The 20,117-nt window shown below is 63.0% G+C and carries 19 protein-coding genes; 10 read left to right on the top strand and 9 right to left on the bottom strand.

The features are described 5' to 3' along the window. Nucleotides 1-16: 16 nt before the first annotated feature. From B5G40_RS12680 to B5G40_RS12645, 9 genes are all read right to left on the bottom strand, one after another. Entirely contained in the window at nt 17-2,008 is a 1,992-nt protein-coding gene (locus B5G40_RS12680; protein ID WP_087270862.1) for a DNA gyrase/topoisomerase IV subunit B, read from the bottom strand. Between the two features lie 138 nt (nt 2,009-2,146). Beyond that, nucleotides 2,147-2,269: a hypothetical protein gene (locus B5G40_RS17480; protein ID WP_275532448.1), complete on the bottom strand. Its 123-nt coding sequence runs from the start codon at nt 2,267-2,269 to the stop codon at nt 2,147-2,149. Nucleotides 2,270-2,334: 65 nt separating this feature from the next. Continuing rightward, on the bottom strand, nt 2,335-2,946 hold the full coding sequence (locus tag B5G40_RS12675) for a peptidoglycan recognition protein family protein (RefSeq protein ID WP_087270860.1): 612 nt from the start codon (nt 2,944-2,946) through the stop codon (nt 2,335-2,337). Between the two features lie 191 nt (nt 2,947-3,137). Further along, entirely contained in the window at nt 3,138-3,959 is an 822-nt protein-coding gene (locus tag B5G40_RS12670) for an Mrp/NBP35 family ATP-binding protein (RefSeq protein ID WP_087399841.1), read from the bottom strand. Between the two features lie 213 nt (nt 3,960-4,172). After that, nucleotides 4,173-5,117, bottom strand: a complete 945-nt coding sequence (locus B5G40_RS12665; RefSeq protein WP_087399840.1) for a uridine kinase family protein — start codon at nt 5,115-5,117, stop codon at nt 4,173-4,175. A gap of 11 nt (nt 5,118-5,128) precedes the next feature. Then, the gene (hemZ, locus tag B5G40_RS12660; protein WP_087399839.1) at nt 5,129-6,607 is read right to left on the bottom strand and encodes a coproporphyrinogen dehydrogenase HemZ; all 1,479 of its coding nucleotides are present in this window, start codon (nt 6,605-6,607) and stop codon (nt 5,129-5,131) included. A gap of 30 nt (nt 6,608-6,637) precedes the next feature. Then, on the bottom strand, nt 6,638-7,243 hold the full coding sequence (locus tag B5G40_RS12655) for an MBL fold metallo-hydrolase (RefSeq protein WP_087399838.1): 606 nt from the start codon (nt 7,241-7,243) through the stop codon (nt 6,638-6,640). Nucleotides 7,244-7,262: 19 nt separating this feature from the next. Beyond that, nucleotides 7,263-7,706: a D-aminoacyl-tRNA deacylase gene (gene dtd / locus B5G40_RS12650; protein ID WP_087399837.1), complete on the bottom strand. Its 444-nt coding sequence runs from the start codon at nt 7,704-7,706 to the stop codon at nt 7,263-7,265. Nucleotides 7,707-7,726: 20 nt separating this feature from the next. Then, complete coding sequence (locus tag B5G40_RS12645) at nt 7,727-8,794, bottom strand: alanine racemase (RefSeq protein ID WP_087270844.1); 1,068 nt, start codon at nt 8,792-8,794, stop codon at nt 7,727-7,729. Nucleotides 8,795-8,937: 143 nt separating this feature from the next. Between B5G40_RS12645 and miaB the strand changes: the two genes are divergently transcribed. From miaB to B5G40_RS12595, 10 genes are all read left to right on the top strand, one after another. Continuing rightward, a complete protein-coding gene (gene miaB, locus B5G40_RS12640) occupies nt 8,938-10,344 on the top strand; it encodes a tRNA (N6-isopentenyl adenosine(37)-C2)-methylthiotransferase MiaB (RefSeq protein ID WP_087399836.1) in 1,407 nt (468 codons plus the stop codon). A gap of 61 nt (nt 10,345-10,405) precedes the next feature. Continuing rightward, the gene (locus B5G40_RS12635) at nt 10,406-10,687 is read left to right on the top strand and encodes a GIY-YIG nuclease family protein (protein WP_087188912.1); all 282 of its coding nucleotides are present in this window, start codon (nt 10,406-10,408) and stop codon (nt 10,685-10,687) included. Between the two features lie 86 nt (nt 10,688-10,773). Then, nucleotides 10,774-13,371 (top strand): DNA mismatch repair protein MutS, encoded by a 2,598-nt coding sequence (gene mutS, locus B5G40_RS12630; protein WP_087399835.1) that lies wholly within the window; start codon nt 10,774-10,776, stop codon nt 13,369-13,371. Between the two features lie 29 nt (nt 13,372-13,400). Next, on the top strand, nt 13,401-14,102 hold the full coding sequence (locus tag B5G40_RS12625; protein WP_087399834.1) for a CPBP family intramembrane glutamic endopeptidase: 702 nt from the start codon (nt 13,401-13,403) through the stop codon (nt 14,100-14,102). A gap of 68 nt (nt 14,103-14,170) precedes the next feature. Next, nucleotides 14,171-16,171 carry a DNA mismatch repair endonuclease MutL gene (gene mutL / locus B5G40_RS12620; RefSeq protein ID WP_087399833.1) on the top strand — a complete coding sequence of 667 codons (2,001 nt, stop codon included), beginning with the start codon at nt 14,171-14,173 and terminating at the stop codon, nt 16,169-16,171. A 98-nt stretch (nt 16,172-16,269) separates the two neighbouring features. After that, the gene (hfq, locus tag B5G40_RS12615) at nt 16,270-16,506 is read left to right on the top strand and encodes an RNA chaperone Hfq (protein ID WP_087188916.1); all 237 of its coding nucleotides are present in this window, start codon (nt 16,270-16,272) and stop codon (nt 16,504-16,506) included. Between the two features lie 14 nt (nt 16,507-16,520). Continuing rightward, nucleotides 16,521-17,807, top strand: coding sequence for an HlyD family efflux transporter periplasmic adaptor subunit (locus B5G40_RS12610; protein ID WP_087399832.1), 1,287 nt, complete (start codon nt 16,521-16,523; stop codon nt 17,805-17,807). Nucleotides 17,808-17,885: 78 nt separating this feature from the next. Continuing rightward, on the top strand, nt 17,886-18,593 hold the full coding sequence (locus tag B5G40_RS12605) for a YggS family pyridoxal phosphate-dependent enzyme (RefSeq protein ID WP_087188918.1): 708 nt from the start codon (nt 17,886-17,888) through the stop codon (nt 18,591-18,593). A gap of 23 nt (nt 18,594-18,616) precedes the next feature. Continuing rightward, on the top strand, nt 18,617-19,126 hold the full coding sequence (locus B5G40_RS12600) for a cell division protein SepF (RefSeq protein WP_087188919.1): 510 nt from the start codon (nt 18,617-18,619) through the stop codon (nt 19,124-19,126). A 187-nt stretch (nt 19,127-19,313) separates the two neighbouring features. Then, nucleotides 19,314-20,051 (top strand): DivIVA domain-containing protein, encoded by a 738-nt coding sequence (locus B5G40_RS12595; protein ID WP_087399831.1) that lies wholly within the window; start codon nt 19,314-19,316, stop codon nt 20,049-20,051. Nucleotides 20,052-20,117: the final 66 nt, after the last annotated feature.

Genomic DNA, 20,117 nt, shown 5'->3' with positions numbered 1-20,117 from the left:
TCCCGGCCTGTATCCGTTACGAAATGTCTGCCAATTCCAGATATTTGTATCCATTTTCGGCGATGTGGTCCTTCCGGCCCTGGAGGTTGTCCCCCAGCAGCAGATCAAACACCCGGGCGGTGTTTTCCACATCCTCAGGCATGACCTTGATAAGCCGCCGTGTCTCGGGATTCATGGTGGTGAGCCACATCATGTCGGGTTCGTTCTCGCCCAGACCTTTGGAGCGGTTGATGGAGCACTTCTTGCCCGCCAGCTCGCCGTTTACAATGTCGTTCTTCTCGGCGTCGGAGTAGGCGAACCAGGTCTTTTCCTTATAATTGATCTCATACAGGGGGGATTCCGCGATATACACATAGCCCCGCTGGATGAGGGTGGGGGTGAGGCGGTAGAGCATGGTCAGAATCAGGGTGCGGATCTGGAAGCCGTCCACGTCGGCATCGGTACAGATGACGATCTTGTTCCACCGCAGGTTCATGAGGTCGAAGGCGGCCAGATCCTTGGCGTGCTTGTCGTGGACCTCCACGCCGCAGCCCAGCACCTTCAAAAGATCGGTGATGATCTCGCTCTTGAAGATCTTGGCGTAGTCGGCCTTGAGGCAGTTCAAAATCTTACCCCGGACGGGCATGATACCCTGGAACTCCGCGTCCCGGCTCAGCTTGACGCTGCCCAGAGCCGAGTCGCCCTCCACGATATACAGCTCCCGGCGGGTGGTGTCCTTGGTGCGGCAGTCCACAAACTTCTGCACCCGGTTGGAGATATCCACATTGCCGGACAGCTTCTTCTTGATGTTCAGCCGGGTGCGCTCGGCGTTCTCACGGGAGCGCTTGTTGATGAGCACCTGCTCGCCGATCTTGGCGGCGTCGAAGGGGTTCTCGATGAAGTAGACCTCCAGCTGGGAGCGGAGGAACTCGGTCATGGCCTCCTGGACAAACTTGTTGGTGATGGCCTTCTTGGTCTGGTTCTCGTAGGAGGTCTGGGTGGAGAAGTTGTTGCTCACCAGCACCAGGCAGTCCTCCACGTCGGCCCAGGTGATCTTGCTCTCGCTCTTCTGATACTTGCCCTGGGCCTTGAGCCAGGCGTCGATGCCCCCCACGAAGGCCGACTTCACCGCCTTCTCCGGGGAGCCGCCATGCTCCAGCCAGGAGGAGTTGTGGTAGTGTTCAATGATCTGCACCGTGTTGGAGAAGCAGAAGGACACAGACAGCTTCACCTTGTACTCGTCCTTGTCCGCCCGGTCACGGCCCCGCCGCTCGGTCTGCCAGAACACCGGCTGGGTCAGGGGGTTGTCCCCCGCCAGCTCCTTCACATAGTCCTCGATACCGTTTTCATACTTGAAGTCGGTGGTCTCGAACTTGCCCCCCACCTGATTGCGGAACCGGAAGGTAATACCGGCATTGACCACCGCCTGCCGCTTCAGCACGTCCAGGTAGTACTCCACCGGAATGTCGATGTCGGTGAACACGTCCAGGTCGGGCAGCCAGCGGAATTTGGAGCCGGTCTTTTTGCCGGAGTAGGGCTCCTTCTTCAGGCCGCCGATGTTTTCACCCTTCTCAAAATGGAGGGTATACTCGAAGCCGTCCCGGTGGATCACCGCGTCAAAGTAGCGGCTGGCATACTGGGTGGCGCAGGAGCCCAGGCCGTTGAGGCCCAGGGAGTACTCGTAGTTGTCGCCGGCGTTGTTGTTATACTTGCCGCCGGCGTACAGCTCGCAGAATACCAGCTCCCAGTTGAACTTCTGCTCCTTCTCGTTCCAGTCCACCGGGCAGCCCCGGCCGAAGTCCTCCACCTCGATGGACTTGTCCTCATACCGGGTGACAGTAATGAGATTACCGTGGCCCTCCCGGGCCTCGTCGATGGCGTTGGACAGGATCTCAAACACCGCGTGTTCGCAGCCCTCCAGCCCGTCGGAGCCGAAGATAACGGCCGGGCGCTTGCGGACTCGATCCGCCCCCTTCAGGGAGGAAATGGAGTCATTGCCGTAACTTTTTGGGGAAGAACTTCTTGCCATGGGCCTCTCCTCATATCGTAAAACTGCCGGCCCTCAGAGCCGGCGCAAAAGATGCGTATATATTATTATATTACCCTATTCCCGCCTAAAGTGTCAAGAAAGGCCGGACCACGGCAATCCGTGGTCCGGCCCTGTTGCTTATGCGGCCAGGTCCTCCAGTTCGGCCAGCGCCTCCCCCTGGGAGTCGGCGGAAAACCGGAAGCGTCCGGCGGCGTCGTATACCTCAATGTGTCCGTTTACATAGCGAAGTTCAAATTCCATGGTTCAGCGCTCCTTTCCTGTATCGTTGGGTACAGGATACCAGAGCAACTGTCCAATAAAACGGACTATTCTTGCAAGTCAGCCTTAAATTGTTCCCACGCCTCCGGGTTTCGAACATAATAAAGGGGACATTCCTTGCCGGTGACATCGTAGTGCCGGATGACTTGGTCGGTGTCCAGGCGGTACTCGTCCATAAGCCAGCGGACCAGCTTGATAAGGGAGTCGTAGGTGGCCTGAGTGAAGGCCCCGGTGTCGTCGGGGTGGCAGCACTCGATGGAGATGGTGTCCACATTCCGGGGGCCGGTACAGTAGGCGATCTCGTCCAGGGGGACGTTGCAGATGATCTCCCCGTCCAGGCCGATGAGGAAATGGCTGGAGGCGTAGGTCTCTCCGGTGGTGGCCAGGTTTCGGAAGTAGCTGTTGTTCTGCTGGGCGGTGGTGCCCGGGTTGCCCACATAGTGGACCACCACGCCGTTGACCTCCTCCAGGGGCTCGCCGGGCCGGGAATAGGGATTGATGGGGAGCAGCTCCTCGGTGATCCAGTCAGGCAGATCGCCGGAGGGCTGGGGGGCGGAGAAGGCCAGCCGCCAGATCAGGAAGGCCGCTCCAATCAGCACAAGAATGATAAGGGCGGGCAGCAGAGGGGAACGGCGGCGTTTTTTCACACGGGTGGGCATGGGCTTGTCCCTCCTTTTGGGGCTAAAACGCAGAAACACAGGCCCGCCGCCTGTTGCGGGCCTGTGTTTCCAAGATCTGAAAAAGAGAGGAAAGAGAGGAGTGGTATGTCTCAACCACGGTTCTTATCCTAACCTCTCACTGTGAACCCGTTTTGAACCGGATATGAACGTTTTGTAAAGGCTGATCCTGGTTATTCCGCCAGAGCCTTGGCCACGTCGGCCAGGTAATTCTGCTCCAGATCCTCGATCTTGCCGGCGTCGCAGGCGGCGGCCACAGCGGGATCGATGGGCAGACGGGCCAGCACCTTCAGGCCCAGACCGGCGGCCACCTGGTCGATGTGGCTCTCGCCGAAGATGGCGTGGCGCTTGCCGCAGTCGGGGCACTGGAAGTAGGAGTAGTTTTCCACCAGGCCCAGCACGGGGATGTGCATCATCTCGGCCATCTTGACGGCCTTGGTGACGATCATGCTCACCAGATCCTGGGGAGAGGTGACCACCACGATGCCGTCGATGGGCAGGGACTGGAACACGGTCAGGGGCACGTCGCCGGTTCCGGGAGGCATATCCACGAACATATAGTCCACGTCGCCCCAGATCACGTCGGTCCAGAACTGCTTGACGGTGCCGGCGATGACGGGACCGCGCCAGATGACGGGGTCGGTCTCATGCTCGGTGAGCAGGTTGAGGCTCATGATGCCGATGCCGGTGCGGGTCTCGGCGGGGTAAATGCCCAGCTCGCTGCCCTCGGCCCGGGTGTGGATGCCGAAGGCGGCGGGGATGGAGGGACCGGTAATGTCGGCGTCCAGCACGGCCACCTTCTTGCCCATGCGGCGCATAGCCACCGCCAGGGAGGAGGTCACCAGGCTCTTGCCTACGCCGCCCTTGCCGCTGACCACGGCAATGACCTTGCCGATGTGGGACAGGCCGTTGGCAGGGACGTGGAGATCTTGAGGGGCAGTGCGCTCGCCGCAGCTCTCGCCGCAGGAGGAACAGTTGTGGGTACATTCAGACATGGTATTTTTCCTTCTTTCCTATGTTGTTACCAGAGTTTTCGGATAGAAATAAGTCCGCAGGCGAATTCATTTCGCCGCAGGACACCGCTGCTTGCTCCGCCACCGGCGGGCAACCACCCGCGTGGGCGCGGGTGAGGGGGGTATCAGCCCTGCTGTGCCGCCTGCGGCGCGGCGGGGCTGTATCCAGGGGGGACTGGTCCCCCCTGGACATGATCAGTAACTGTATGTTCCGCCGCCGATAAACTCCCGGATCAGGGACTCGGGAGGCACCAGGGCCGGGTCCACCGGCTCAAAATACCCGAAGGCGTCCACCAGATCGTGGAACTCATGACAGCGGGGGTTGTCGGCGGGGATCTGTGCCACCGCTTCTCTCAAAGCGTGAGCGTAGTTGGCAAACACCGGCACCTCGTAGGGCAGGGAGGAGTCGATGATGATATTGGCCCGGTTCTTAAAGGGGGAGATGTACGTCTTCTCGCCCCGGCGCACATTATACCACATCAAAAGGGTTTCCAAAAGGTCTGTGCCCCGGAAATTATAGTCACGGACCGCCCGGCGGGAAATGCGCATCCAGGTGCCCTTGAACCGCATCTCCTCCCCCTCCAGCACGTTGGAGCGGGCGGAGATGTACAGGCCGGTGGCCTCGGGGTGGCGGCCGAAGATGTCGTCGTTGAGGGCGTGGATGCCCTCAAAGATGGCAATCTCGTTTTTGTCCAGCTTCAGGAAGGTGCCCCGGCTGTCGTTGCGCATCTGCCGGGCAAACTCATACTTGGGTACCACCACCCACTCGCCCTGGGACAGCCGGGAGAAGGTCTCGTCCAGCAGGTCCAGGTCCAACAGCGCCGGAGACTCGTAGTCGATGTCCCCCTCGGGGGTGCGGGGGGCGGTCTTGCGGTTGAGGGTTTTATAGTAGTTGTCCATGGAGATGGTGTGGGTATTCACACCCCGGCGCTCCAGCTCCTGCTCCAGCTTGAGGGCAGTGGTGGTCTTGCCCGAGCCGGAGGGGCCGGACAGCAGCACGATGGGGCTCTCCTTCATCCGCTCCAGGATGCGGTCCACCGCCGACGCAATGCGGCTTTGATAGGCGGCGTCGCAGGCCTCCAGAAATCCCTTGGGGTCGGTGCGGATGCTCTCGTTGATCTCTTGCAGCTGATAGGGCATAACGGACCTCCTTACAGGGCGCCGTGGAAGCGGGCCACCCGCTCCTTTCCGGCGCAGACAGCGTCGATCTTCTCGATATACTCCTTGGGATACTTGGGGTTGGCCACACGCTCGATGTAGCCGGTGGCCGGGTTGACCAGCTTGGTCACCCCGCCGCCTCCCAGGGAGACGATGGTGTGCAGCTCCTCCATCATGCAGATGTTATAGAGGCTCTCGGTGCCCGGCAGGCACCAGCCCACGTTCTCAAAGGAGCCGGACATATATTTCTGACGGTAGAGGTAATAGGGGATCTGCCCCGCCGTACGCAGGGCGGACCAGGCGTACTCCAGCATGGCGGCCACCTCTTCATCGGCGGGCACGCCGCTCCCCTCCTCCATCAGCCGGGAACCCTTCTTCATGGCCAGGGTGTGGACGGTGATATTCTCCGGCGCCAGGGCCAGCACCTGGTCCAGGGAGGACCGGAAGCCGTCCACGCTGTCGGCAGGCAGACCGGCGATGAGATCCATGTTGACGCAGGGAATGCCGCTGTCCCGGGCCATGGCGTAGGCCCTGCGGATGTCCTCGGCCCGATGGGCCCGGCCCATGGCGGCCAGCACATGGTCCTGCATGGTCTGGGGATTCACCGACACCCGGCCGCAGCCCCGGCGGAAGAGGACCTCCAACTTTTCCCGGGTAATGGTGTCGGGCCGTCCCGCCTCCACGGTGTACTCGGTGCAGGCGGACAGGTCGATGGAATCGGCGATCTCCCCCATGAGCCGGTCCAGCTGGGGGGCCGACAGGGTGGTGGGGGTGCCGCCGCCGAAGTAGACCGAGCGCACCTTCAACCCCGCCCCCGCCAGCATCTCACCGGTGGCCTTGATTTCCCGGGAAAGGCAGTCCAGGAAGGGGTCGATGAGCTTGAGGGCACGGCCCACGTCGGCGGACACAAAGGAGCAGTAGGCGCACCGGGTGGGGCAGAAAGGGATGCCCACATAGAGGGACACCTCTTCCGGTTTCAGACTCCGCTGGGCGTCCAGACTGGCCTGGGCGCAGTCCATGGCCAGCTGCCGCCGCAGGGGGGACACTCGGTAGGTATCTTTGAGTACCTTCTCCGCCTGGACGGGGGTGGCTCCGGCCAGCATGGCCTTGGTGGGGATCTTCACCGGCCGCACGCCGGTCAGGGCTCCCCAGGGGGGCTCGTTCCCCCGGGCGGCCACCCCGGCGTCGTAGAAGGCCAGCTTCAAGATCCGCTGGAGGGCCCGGCTGGTGGAGAGGTCGTCGGTGAGCTCTTCCAGTTTACACCGGCGGCTTGCCCCATATGACTGACCGTTGTAAGTCAGCCTGGCGGTGGCAGTGGCCCACAGCTCCCCCCGGCTCAGAGAGAGCACCAGATGGTCCTCTCCGGCAGCGGGGGGCTGGTCGTCGTATTCCGGCCGCTGGTCGGGGAAGAGGGTCAATAACATCTGTTCAGCGGCGTATTTGTAGTCGTGGCCGCGGAGGTAGAGTTTCATAGCGGAATGATCCTTTCCGGGGAAATCAGATTACCCCATGGCCTCCTGCATATAGTAGTTGCTCTTCCGCTCGGCCTCCAGGGTGGACATACCCATGTGGCCGGGGAGGACGTGGAAGTCCCCGGGCAGCTTGGCCAACCGGGCCAGGGAGGCCATAATCTCCTCATAGCTGCCGCCGGGCAGGTCGGTGCGGCCCATGGAGCCCTGGAACAGGGTGTCGCCGGTAAAGAGGGCCTCCCCCGCCATCAGGCACACCCCGCCGGGGGTGTGGCCGGGGGTATGGAGCACCTGCACGTCGATGCCCCCCACCTTCACCAGGTCGCCGTCGTCATAGGGGGTGGGCTCGGTGCCCAGCGGGGGGAACACCTGGCTGCCCAGCCGGGCGATATCGGCGGGGTGGAGGTACACCGGGATGTTGGGCAGGGCCTTGAGCAGCCCGGCCACGCCGGTGGTGTGGTCATAGTGGGCGTGGGTCAGCAGGATGGACTGGATCTCCACCCCATCCTCCCTGGCCTGGGCCAGGATGCGGCCGGCCTCGTCGCCGGGGTCCACCACGGCGGCGGTGTGGGTGTCCTCGTCCTCCAGCAGATAGCAGTTGGTGCCGATGGGCCCCACCTGTAAAACGCGAATTTTCATGGGTTGTCTGCCCCCTTCTTTACATGGTATCGGTGTCCAGCAGAATGGTCACAGGACCGTCATTCTGAGAATAAACCTGCATATCCGCCCCAAACTCGCCATGTTCGACGGTGAAGCCCCGTCCGGCGCACTCGGCCATGAACTTCTCGTACAGAGGGATGGCGATATCCGGCTTGGCAGCCCCGGAGAAGCCGGGGCGGCGGGACTTGGTGTCGGCGTAGAGGGTGAACTGGCTCACCACCAGCAGGGAGCCCCCCACCGCCTCCAGATTCAGGTTCATCTTCTCGTTCTCGTCCTCAAAGATACGCAGGCCGCACACTTTGTCGGCCATCTTGACGGCCTGGGCCTCGGTATCGCCGGGGGCCACCCCCAGCAGCACCAGGAAGCCCTGGCCGATCTCGCCGTTCACCTTGCCGTCAATGGTGACGGAGGCGTTCTTTACGCGGGTCACAACTGCACGCATAGTATAAATTCCTTTCTCATTTACCGGTATTCACGGACAAACCCCTTGGCAAAAATGGGGTCGATATCGAACACCGCCTTGTCTCCGGCGGTACATTTCAGGTCGGTCACGTCCACAATGGTCTCGATGGCGCCGATGCCGCCGATGACCCTGGCCTTCTGGCCGTTGACCCGGACGGTAATCTGCCGCTGGGTGAGCCACCGGCGAATGGCGTCCAGCAGGCCTCCCGCCCAGGGGCGGCCCATGCCGAAGCCGTTCTGGTACCCCACGGGCAGCACCGCCACCCGGGTGTTCTTCTTCAGGGGCGCGGGGGTGTTGCCCCCCACGATGTGGCCCTTGGGCACCCAGCGGGTCTCCTCCACCTTGACCTCGCCGTAGCCCACCCGGCGCAGGCCGTCCCCTCTGGCCCGGCGGCACCGGCCCATGAGCACCGTGCCCGCCCGGACGCCCCCCAGCCGGGCGGCGGGGTGGTGCATCAGCACATAGGACCCGGCGGCGTGGACGGTGCCCGTCTCAAATCCGGCGGCGTGGATGGCCTCCACCGTTTTGGTGAACTCCTCCACCTGGGCCGCCAGGGCCTTGCCCTTGCGGCTCTTGGTGTACAGCTGGGTACACACCCCGGACACGGCGATGCTGGACAGGTCCCGGAAGGTGGACAGGATCTTCTCCGGCTCGCTGGAGAGAAAGCCCCCGAAGCCCATGCCGGTGTCAATCTGGATGTGGGCCTCGGCAATGGTGGACCGGGCCTCTGCCACCCCGTTGAGGGCCATGCCGCTGTCGTGGGAGCCCACGGTGCAGATCACGTTCAGGTCCAGCAGCTGCTCCAGCTCCTCCCGGTCGGTGGTACAGCGGAGCATGAGGATCTCCTCCTCCACAAAGCCCGCCTTCCGCAGGGCGGCGGCCTCCGCCACCTCGGACACGGCGAAGCGGCCGATGCCCTCGGCCCGGAGGGCCTTTGCCAGCTCCACCAGACCGGCTCCCTGGCCGTCTCCGGTGACCACGCCGTAGATCACGGCGCCCCCCGCCCGCTCCTTGACCACGGAGATATTATTCTTCAGTGCATCCCGCTCGATGACCAGGGTTTTCATGGCTCCGCCGCCTTTCCGTGGATAGTCCTTTCCATTATATACTCCCTGCCGATTTGAGTCAATGAAAAGGGGACAGGCCTTGTGTTTGAGTGCAAAAAGTGCTATGATTGAGTATTGATACAGACTTTTCGGGAGGAACCGTTTTGAACCGACAGACCACCAAAATTTCTCCCGCCGACGTGGCGCGTCAGCGGGACTTCTGCCAGAAACTCCATGAGCGTAACGCCGCCCGTCCCACGCCCCCGCTGGCCTTCGTGGACACCTACGGCTGCCAGCAGAACGAGGCCGACTCCGAGCGGCTGCGGGGCTACCTGCAGGAGATGGGCTACGACTTTACAAACAGCGAGGCCGAGGCCGATCTCATCCTCATCAATACCTGCGCCATCCGGGAACACGCCGAAATGCGGGTGCTGGGCAACGTGGGCGCCCTGGTCCACACCAAGCGGGCAAAGCCCAACCAGCTTATCTGCGTGTGCGGCTGCATGGCCCAGGAGCCCCACCGTGCCCAGAAGATCAAGGAGAGCTACCGGCAGGTGGACCTGGTGTTCGGGCCCCACGCTCTGTGGCGGTTCCCGGAGCTCTTGTACCGGCTGGTGACCCGCCGGGGCCGCATTTTCGACATCACCGACGAGCCCGGCTCCATCGCCGAGGGCATCCCGGTGGTGCGCCAGGACAAGGTGAAGGCCTGGGTGTCCATCATGTACGGCTGCAACAACTTCTGCACCTACTGCATCGTGCCCTACGTCCGGGGCCGGGAGCGCTCCCGCCAGCCGGAGATTATTCTGGAGGAGATCCGGGGCCTGGTGGCCGAGGGATACAAGGACATCACCCTGCTGGGCCAGAACGTCAACTCCTACGGCAAGGATTTGGACAATCCCATGGACTTCGCCGACCTCTTGAAGGCGGCCTCCCAGATCGAGGGGGACTTCCTGCTGCGCTTTATGACCAGCCATCCCAAGGACGCCTCCCAGAAGCTCTTTGACACCATGGCGTCCTCCCCCAAGATCGCCCCCTGCTTCCACCTGCCCTTCCAGGCGGGCAGCGACCGGGTGCTGAAGGCCATGAACCGGGTGTATGACCGCTCGGGCTACCTGGACAAGGTGCGCCGTTTGCGTGAGGCCATCCCCGATGTGGTCATCACCTCCGACGTGATCGTGGGCTTCCCCGGGGAAACCGCCCAGGAGTTCGAGCAGACCATGACCCTGCTGGACGAGGTGCGGTTTGACGCCCTCTTTACCTTTATCTATTCCCCCCGTGTGGGCACCCCCGCCGCCAAGATGGACGACCCCGTCTCCAAGGAGGAGAAGGCGGCCTGGTTCCAGCGGCTGGTGGAGCGGCAGGACCAGATTTCCGAGGAAAAGCACGCGGCCTACATCGGCAAGACGGTGCGCTGCCTGGTGGACGGCACCGACGACAAGGGCCTCACCGCCCGCACCCCCGGCAACCGGCTGGTGCGCCTCACCGGGGACGAGTCCCTCATCGGCCAGTTTGTGGACGTGAAGATCACCGGGGCCAATAAGTGGTCTTTGATGGGGGAGAAGGCGGAGTAAAATACGGATTGCCACGCCAGTGTGCGCACTGGCTCGCAATGACAGGCAGGAGAACGGAGCCATGTATTACGTCTATATCCTGGCAAACGCCACCAATGTAGCCATTTACACCGGGGTAACCCGGGACCTGGTCCGCCGGGTCGCCCAGCACCGCGCCCATGCCGATCCCGCCAGCTATACCGCCCGTTATGATATTACAAAATTGGTCTATTTTGAGGCCACCCCATCCATCCAATCAGCCATTGCCCGAGAAAAGCAGATCAAATCCTGGTCCAGGAAACGAAAAAACGCCCTGGTCAACCGCCGGAATCCCGGATGGACTGATCTGTACCCCACACTATAGGGCCGTCATTGCGAGCCAGTGCGCACACCGGCGCGGCAATCCGTCCCTTTCCATTTCAATTATCATTTAGAAAAGGAGCGCCCGCCATGCCGTCCGAGCTGACCCCCATGATGCGCCAATATCTGAAAATGAAAGAGCTTCACCCGGACTGCATCCTCTTTTTCCGGCTGGGTGACTTCTATGAGATGTTCCAGGAGGACGCCAAGCTGGCCTCCAAGGAGTTGGATCTCACCCTCACCACCCGGGACCGGGGCAAGCCGGAGGATCAGCGCACCCCCATGTGCGGCGTGCCCTACCACAGTGCCGACGCCTACATCGCCCGGCTCATCGCCAAGGGCTACAAGGTGGCCATCTGCGAGCAGATGGAGGACCCCGCCACCGCCAAGGGGCTGGTGGACCGGGACATCATCCGCATCGTCACCCCCGGCACCATCATCGCCTCCTCCATGCTGGAGGAGGGCCGCAACAACTTCATCTGCGCCATCTACCAGGACTCCGCCGGGGCGGGGCTGTGCTTCTGCGACATCTCCACCGGAGAGATCTCCGTCACCTCCTTTACCGGCCCCGACAGCAGGGAGCACCTGTGCAACGAGCTGGGCCGCTTCTCCCCCCGGGAGGCCATGCTGTCCGACGGGGCCTACAGCGACGCCGCCCTGCTGGACTTTCTCACAGGCAAGCTGGAATGCCGGTGCGAGAACGGCGGGGAGGCCCGCTTCCGGCCCGATTCCGCCCGCGCCCTGGTGGAGGAACAGTTCACCGGCGGCCTGGATCAGCTGCCCCAGGGGGACGACCACGCCCTCCAGGCGGTGGGCGGCCTTCTCAGCTACCTCTACGAGACCCAGAAAACCGACCTCAGCCACATCACCACCCTCACCTGGTTCACCTCCGGCCAGTTCATGGAGCTGGACCTCACCGCCCGGCGCAACCTGGAGCTCACCGAGACCCTCCGCTCCAAGGAGAAGAAGGGGAGCCTGCTGTGGGTGCTGGACAAGACCCGCACCGCCATGGGCCACCGGCTCATCCGCGCCTGGATGGAGCGGCCCCTGCTCTCTCCCGGCGCCATCAGCCGCCGGCTGGGGGCGGTGGAGGAGCTGGTGGGCGACCCCATCGGCCGGGACGAGCTGAAAAACACCCTGCGGGAGGTCACCGATCTGGAGCGGCTCATCGGCCGCATCGTATACGGCACCGCCGGAGGCCGGGACCTGGCCGCTCTGGCCGCCGGTCTGGGCAGGCTGCCCCGGCTGCGGGAGCTGCTCTCCCCCTATTCCGGGGCCCTGCTCACCGCCCTGTCCGCCGCCCTGGACGACCTGCCCGACCTGCGGGAACTCATCGGACGGGCCATTGTGGACGAGCCTCCCTTCTCCGTCCGGGAGGGCGGCTTCATCCGGGCGGGATACGACCCGGAGGTGGACCGCCTGCGGGACATCCTCACCAACGGCAAGGACCTGGTGGCCGCCGTGGAAGCCCGGGAGAAGGAAAAGACCGGCATCAAGAGCCTGAAGGTGGGCTTCAACAAGGTATTCGGTTACTACATCGAGGTATCCAAGTCCTACTATGACCAGGTGCCCGAGGATTACATCCGCAAGCAGACCCTGGTCAACTGTGAGCGATTCATCACCCAGGAGCTGAAGGACCTGGAGCACGAGATCCTGTCCGCCCAGGACCGGGTCACCGCCCTGGAGTATCAGCTGTTCTGCGACCTGCAGCAGCAAGCTGCCGCCCGGGTGGGGGACATCCAGCGCTCCGCCGCCGCCGTAGCCCAGGTGGACGTGCTGGCCTCCTTTGCCGCCGTAGCCGTCGAGAACGGCTACTGCCGCCCCGAGGTGGACCTGTCCGACACCATCGACATCTCCGAGGGCCGCCATCCCGTGGTGGAAAAAATGCTGAAAAACGCCCTCTTTGTCCCCAACGATACCCGGATGGACGGAAAAGACAACACGGTGGCCATCATCACCGGCCCCAACATGGCAGGCAAGTCCACCTATATGCGGCAGGTGGCCCTCATCGTCCTGATGGCCCAGATGGGCTCCTTCGTCCCCGCCCGCTCGGCCCGCATCGGCATCGTGGACCGGGTATTCACCCGCATCGGAGCCAGCGACGACCTGAGCGCCGGCCAGTCCACCTTTATGGTGGAGATGACTGAGGTGGCGGAACTCTTAAAAAACGCCACCAGCAAGAGTTTGCTCATCCTGGACGAGATTGGCCGGGGCACCTCCACCTACGACGGTATGTCCATCGCCCGTGCGGTGCTGGAGTACTGCGCCGACAAAAAGCGGCTGGGGGCCAAGACCCTCTTCGCCACCCACTACCATGAGATCACCGCCCTGGAGGGAGTTATCCCCGGGGTGAAGAACTACAACATCGCCGCCAAGAAGAAGGGGGACGACATCCTCTTCCTGCGGAAGATCGTCCCCGGCGGGGCCGACCAGAGCTACGGCATCGAGGTGGCCAAGCTGGCCGGGGTGCCCGACAGGGTCATCACCCGGGCCCGCCACATTCTGAAAGAGCTGGAGGCCGGCGGGGTCCAGGCTCCCCAGGCCCCGGCGGCTCCGGCCACCGGCCAGATGTCCCTGCTGGACATGGGAGGCGGAGAGGTGGCCCGACGGCTCCAGGGGGTGGATCTCAACACCCTCACTCCCATCGAGGCCATGAACCTGCTCTTTGAATTGAAGCAGCTGGTATAAAACCAACCACAAAAAAGGAGGAACACACCATGCTCACCGGACGGCGCCGCCCCTGGCGCTCCCAGATCACCCGGGCGGAGTTTTACCGGGGCTGGGTCTTTTTCGCCCTGTATGTGTTTCTCTTCCCCTGGCTCATGGGCTGGGTCCAGCGCTCCTATCAGGGGGAGTTCCCGGTGGCCGAGGCCAACGTGGTCTACTACCTCATCATTGCCTGCCTCACCTTTCTGGTATTCTGGTCCTTCCTGAAAACCGGCTTCCGGCTGCTGCTGGACTGGCTGCCCGAGAACCTGTTTGCCTTTATCACCGGCCTGGTGGGAGCCGAGGTGCTCTCCTTCCTGGTGGGCCTGATCCCCCTGCCGGTGCAGAACCCCAACCTGATCAGCTACCCCGAGCAATACTACTTCGCCCCCACCGCCACCGTCTTTATTCTGGTGGTACTCATGCCCCTGGTGGAGGAGCCCCTGTTCCGGGGCCTGCTCTTCGGCTCGGTCCGCAGCTACAGCCGGCCCCTGGGCTATGTGCTGTCGGTGGTCCTCTATTCCTTCTACTGCGCCGTCCAGTTCGTGTATGCCTTCGGGACCCTGGACCTGCGGTACCTGCTGCTGATGCTCCAATACGCCCCCATGGCCCTGGCTCTGGCCTGGTGCTACGATCGGGGCGGCTCCATCTGGAGCGCCATCGTCCTGCATATGGCCCTCAATGGGTTTACGCTGCTGGGGGCGCTGCACTGATCCCGCGGAGTGCCGGGTGCGCCGCCCCTGCATTCATCCATTCCTCCGTTTAGAAAGCAGGTATTTCTATGCCTCACATCCAACAACTTGACTCCCATGTAGCCGACCTGATCGCCGCCGGCGAGGTGGTGGAGCGGCCCGCCTCCGTGGTGAAGGAGCTGATGGAAAACGCCATCGACGCCGGAGCGGACAAGCTGACGGTGGAGATCCAGCACGGGGGCATGACCCTGATCCGGGTCACCGACAATGGCTGCGGCATTGCCGCCGATGAGGCCCCCACCGCCTTTCTCCGTCACGCCACCAGCAAGCTGCGTACCGAGTACGACCTGGAGGCCATCGGCACCCTGGGCTTCCGGGGCGAAGCTCTGGCCGCCATCTCCGCCGTGTCCCGGATGGAGCTGCTCACCCGCACCGCCGACGCCCCCCTGGGCACCGCCCTCTCTCTGGAGGCGGGGGTGGTGGTAAGTCAGGAGGAGGCGGGCTGTCCCCAGGGCACCACCATGGTGGTGAAGGATCTGTTCTACAACACCCCCGCCCGGCTCAAGTTTATGAAGAAGGACTCTGCCGAGAGCGCCGCCTGCTTCGCCATGATCCAGCGGCTGGCCCTGTCCCACCCGGAGGTGAGCATCAAGTTCCTCCGGGACGGCAAGCAGGACCTGCTCACCCCCGGCGACGGCAAGCTCCAGTCCGCCCTGTACGCGGTCCTGGGCCGGGACCTGGCACTTGGCTTCACCCCGGTGAAGGGCTCCGGGGAGGATATGAGCGTCACCGGCTTTGTGTCCCTGCCCACCTGTTGCCGGGGCACCCGGGGCTATCAGCACTTCTTCGTCAACGGCCGGTATGTAAAGAGCCGCACCATGATGGCCGCCCTGGAGGAGGCCTACGCCAACCAGAAGATGGTGGGCAAGTTCCCCGGCTGCGTGCTCCACCTGACCACCAAGCTCAACGCCGTGGACGTGAACGTCCACCCCACCAAGCAGGAGGTCAAGTTCGGCAGCGATAAAAAGGTATTTGACGCGGTGTATTACGCCGTAAAGTCCACCCTGGAGGCTGACCGGTCCCGGCCCTCCGCCCTGGCGGACAGCCCCCGGCTGGCCCCCAAGGCAACTCAGGACACGGTGACCCCTCACCAGACCACCTTCCGCACCATGACGGCGGAGCAGTTCCGCAAGACGGCAAACAAACCCGCCCCGTCTCTGCCTCTCCACGATATTGCCGCCCGGCCTGCCCAAACCGCTCAACCTGTGCGGGCGGCCACAAGGGTGGCCCCTACAACTCCGCCCCAGCCTGTGCGGCCCGAGCCCAAACCGGCTCCGGCTCCCACCCCATCGTCTGTAAGGACTGCTGTCCCAGATATCCCGGTCAAAACCACCCCGCCTGTGGAGGTTGCTCCCGAGACCCCGCGGGCGACCACAAGGGTCGCCCCTACGGTGGTCGAAAAGGAACCCGTTCCCACCATCCCCCCTGTGGAACCCCAGACTCCCATCCAGCCCGAGCCAGAAGAAACACCCTGGCGTATGGCGGGTGAGGTCTTAAACACCTACATCATCGTGGAGCAGGGGGACAAGGTGCTCCTCATCGACAAGCACGCCGCCCATGAGCGGATGAACTTTGACCGCCTGAAGGCGGCGGGATACACCCCCATGGTCCAGACCCTCCTGACCCCGGTGGTCTTTACCCCTCCGGCGGAGGAGGGAGCCGCCCTGCTCTCCCAGCTGCCCCTGCTGGAGCGCTTCGGCTTTGAGGCGGAGGACTTCGGCGGCGGAGCCATCATCGTCCGCACCGCCCCCGACGACGTGGACGCCGCCGCCATTCCCGACGTGCTGCTGGAGCTGGCGGGCAGGCTCATCACCTGCGGCACCGCCGACCCGGACAGCGCCCGGGACGCCCTCCTCCACACCATGGCCTGCAAGGCGGCCATCAAGGGGGGCCAGAAAAACGGGGAGGCCGAGCTGCTCAAGGTAGCTAAAGCTGTCATGGCGGGGGAAGTGAAATATTGTCCCCATGGCCGCCCGGTAGCCATCGAACTGACCCGCAGCCAGATCGAAAAGCGGTTCGGACGGGCATAACTCCCCGGGAAATGTGGTCCCTTCCCCAGAATCCGACAAAACCTTTCCAGTAATTGGTATATATTGGATGCATCTCAGAGAAAAAGGAGTGCATCCAAATGCAAAAGACACCCAACCTGCAAGACCTGTTCCTGCTCCGCGCCCGGCGGACCCGGGCCAACGTCACCACCTTTTTGATGAACGGCTATCAGCTGAAAGGCCAGATCGTGGGCTATGACGCCTTTGTGGTGGTACTTATGACGGGGGACAAGCAGCAGGTGATCTACAAGCACGCCATCTCCACCATCGTGCCCGAACGGGCCATCTCTCTGGAGCGGGAGGAGCGTGGCGACTGACCAAAGGAGCGCCTATGAAGCAAGGTTCTTTGAATTCCCGCATCGTGATGCTGGTGGTACTGGCCGCGGTGCTCATTTCCATCGGAGTCTCCGCCTTCAACAGCCTGCGGGAGCTCTATCCCACGGTGCTGGCCTATACCTACACCGTCAGCGACAGCGTGGAGGCCACCGGCTTTCTGGTCCGGGAGGAGAGTGTCCTCACCGGCCAGGGCGGCACGGTGGAGGTCCTCCCCGAGGAGGGGGAGAAGGTAAGCCGGGGTGAGACCGTGGCCCTGCTCTACCAGAGCGACGCCGGACTCACCCAGCGGGAAACCCTCCAGCAGCTGCTGCTGGAGCAGGAGCAGCTGGAATATGCCCTGGCCCAGACCGGCGGCAGCGGCGACTCCGCCCAGCTCAGCGACCGGGTGGCCGACGCCATTGCCAATCTCCGGGGGGCTTCCGCCTCCGGCGACCTCACCGGTCTGGAGAGCCAGACCATGGAGCTGAAGAGCCTGATTTATAAGCGCAGCTATACCTTTGATGCGGAGGGGGAGGACTCCACCGCCGCTCTCCAGGCCTCGTTGGACGACGTGAAGGTCCAGATCCAGTCTTTGACCGCCCAGGCCTCCCAGAGCACCAGCCGGGTCACCGCCGCCCAGTCGGGCATTTTCTCCGGTCTGGTGGACGGATACGAGAGTCTCATCACCCCCGCTATGATGGAAACCCTTACCCCGGCCCAGCTGAAGGACCTGTCCAACCAGAAGCCGGCGGAGGATACCTCCGCCATTGGCAAGCTCATCACCAATTCCACCTGGTACTTTGCCTGCACCCTGCCGGAGGCGGACGCCGAGCGGCTGGTGGAAGGGCGGAGCATCACCGTCCGCTTTTCCCGGGACTGGTCCGGCGAGGTGGACATGAAGGTGGAGCGGCTGGGGGACCCGGTGGACGGGCAGGTGGTGGTGGTACTGTCCACCGACAAGTTCCTGTCCGACACCACCCTGCTCCGGCGGCAGACGGTGGAGCTGGTCTTTGAGACCACCTCCGGCATCCGCCTGCCCAAGGAGGCCCTGCGGGTGGAGCAGCAGACCGTCACCGACAGCGAGACCGGCGAGGAGTCCCAGGTATCGGTCACCGGCGTGTATGCCCTGGTGGGCCAGTGTGCCGAGTTCAAGCCGGTATCCATCCTGGCCGAGGAGGACAACTACATCCTGGTCACCGCTGCCGATACCTCCACCACCACGGCAGCCAAAAAGGCCCTGCGGGCGGGAGACCAGATCATCATCTCCTCCGGCGAGCTCTATGACGGCAAGGTCATCGATTAGTTTGGACGATCCCTCTGCGCCCCAGACGCGCAGGCGGTTTTGCCTTATTTATGTGTGTATTTTTTGGAGGTGCCTATTATGTCCCTGGAAGAGAAAGTAGCGCAGGTCAAGGCCAACATCGCCGCCGCGGCCCGGGAAGTGGGCCGTGACCCGTCCGAGATCACCCTGGTGGCCGCCACCAAGGTCCAGACCTCGGATACCATCCGGCAGGCCATTGCCGCCGGTATCACCATCTGCGGAGAGAACCGGGTGCAGGAGATGACCGCCCACCTGGACGACGACGCCTATGCCGGGGCCGCCCTCCATTTCATCGGCCATCTGCAGACCAACAAGGTCAAGCAGGTGGTGGGCCGGGTGGATCTCATCGAGTCGGTAGGCTCGGAGCATCTGCTGGACGCCATCGAGGCCCAGGCCGCCAAGCTGGACCTGATCCAGGACATCCTGCTGGAGATCAACATCGGCGGGGAGGAATCCAAAAGCGGAATTTCTCCCGACGAGCTGCCCGCTCTGGCCCAGAAGGCGGCCGCCTGTCCCCATGTGAATCTGCGGGGGCTGATGGCCATCCCTCCGGTGGCCGAGGGACCCGACGGAAACCGGCCCTTTTTTGCGAAAATGCGTCAGCTTTTTGTTGACATAAGAGACAAGATGTCGGATAATGGAATCACAATCGACTGTCTTTCTATGGGAATGAGCGGCGATTATGAGGACGCCGTCCGCGAGGGCGCCACCCTGGTGCGCGTAGGCACCGCCCTGTTCGGCCCCCGCCCTCCCATGCATAAAGCTTGATATGATTCAGGAGGTAACCGAATATGGGATTGTTTGATGAACTGCGGCGGCTGGCCCGCCCCTACGAGGACGAGCCGGAGGACGACTACGAGGACGACTTCGAGCCTGTCTCCCGCAGTGAGCGGATGGACCGCACCGGCGGCGACCGGCTGGAGCGCAAGAGCGCCAAGAGCCAGGCCGCTCAGGAGTCCACCGGCAGCCTCTATTCTCTGGATAACGAGCGCCGCAGCAACAAGGTGGTCAACATCCACACCACCACCCAGCTGCAGGTGGTGCTGGTGAAGCCCGAGCGCTTCGAGAACGCCAGCGAGATCGCCGACCACCTGCGTGAGAAGCGCACCGTGGTCCTCAACCTGGAGTCCACCAACAAGGACATTGCCCGCCGCCTGCTGGACTTCCTGTCCGGCGTGGCCTACGCCAACGAGGGCAAGATCAAGAAGGTGGCTATCTCCACCTACATCATCACGCCCTACAACGTGGACATTCTCGGTGATCTCATCGATGAGCTGGAGAACAACGGGCTGTATTTCTAAAAGCAGTCTTAGGAGAACAACGTCCACGTTGTCCCGCCGGGAGTCCGGCGTCCCAAGCGTTTTTGCACAGCAAAAACCTTGATGCCGGGCGAATTCATTTCGCCCGGGCAGATCCAAAATCGGGGTCCCCGCACGATGCGCAGCATCGGGTGGGAACAAGACACAAAAAATCAGGGGGAATCAACCTATGCTTACGCCGCAGGAAGTTTCGGAACACGCCTTTACCAAGGCGTTTAACGGATATAATATGTCGATGGTGGACGAATTTCTGGATATCCTGACGGCGGATTACACCACCCTCTACAAGGAAAACGCCACCCTGAAGGCCAAGATGAAGGTACTGGTGGAGAAGGTGGAGGAGTACCGCTCCACCGAGGACGCCATGCGCAAGGCCCTGATGACCGCCCAGAAGATGGCGGACGACCTGGTGGCTGAGGCCGAGAGCAAGCGCAACCAGCTGATGCAGAACGCCGAGGCCGATGCCAAGGCCCGTATGGCCGAGCTGCAGCAGGCCATTCGGGACGAGCAGATGCGCCTGGCCGCCGCCCAGCAGTCCACCGCCGCCTATGTGGGCAAGCTGAAGGAGCTCCATCAGCACGAGATGGATTTCCTCAGCGGCCTGTCCAATCTGACCGCCGCCGCCCCTGTGTCCGTGGACCCGGTGGGGGATACCGCCCGGGACATCGAGGAAAACGTGGAGCGGATCATCCAGCAGGAGCAGGAGGACACCACCGATCTGTCCGCTCCCAAGGCCTCCGAGGGCGCCAAGGAGAGCAGCCTGTACGATGAGCTGATGGAGCTCAGCGGCCGGAAGGCCCCCGCCGCCCATCCGGTGGAGGAGGACGAGGATGACGTGGTGGAGGAGCCCACCCGCCGCATCGACTTTGACAACCTGCAGTTCGGCAAGGACTACGAGATCCGCTGAACCGCTGACAAACCATGACGGAAGGCGCCGCGGTTTTCCACGGCGCCTCCTTTTTATCTGGAGGCA

Source organism: Flavonifractor sp. An9 (assembly GCF_002161245.1).
GTDB lineage: Bacteria > Bacillota > Clostridia > Oscillospirales > Oscillospiraceae > Flavonifractor > Flavonifractor avicola.
Note: the sequence above shows the minus strand (reverse complement) of the source record. Positions and strands in the feature narration are given on the sequence as shown.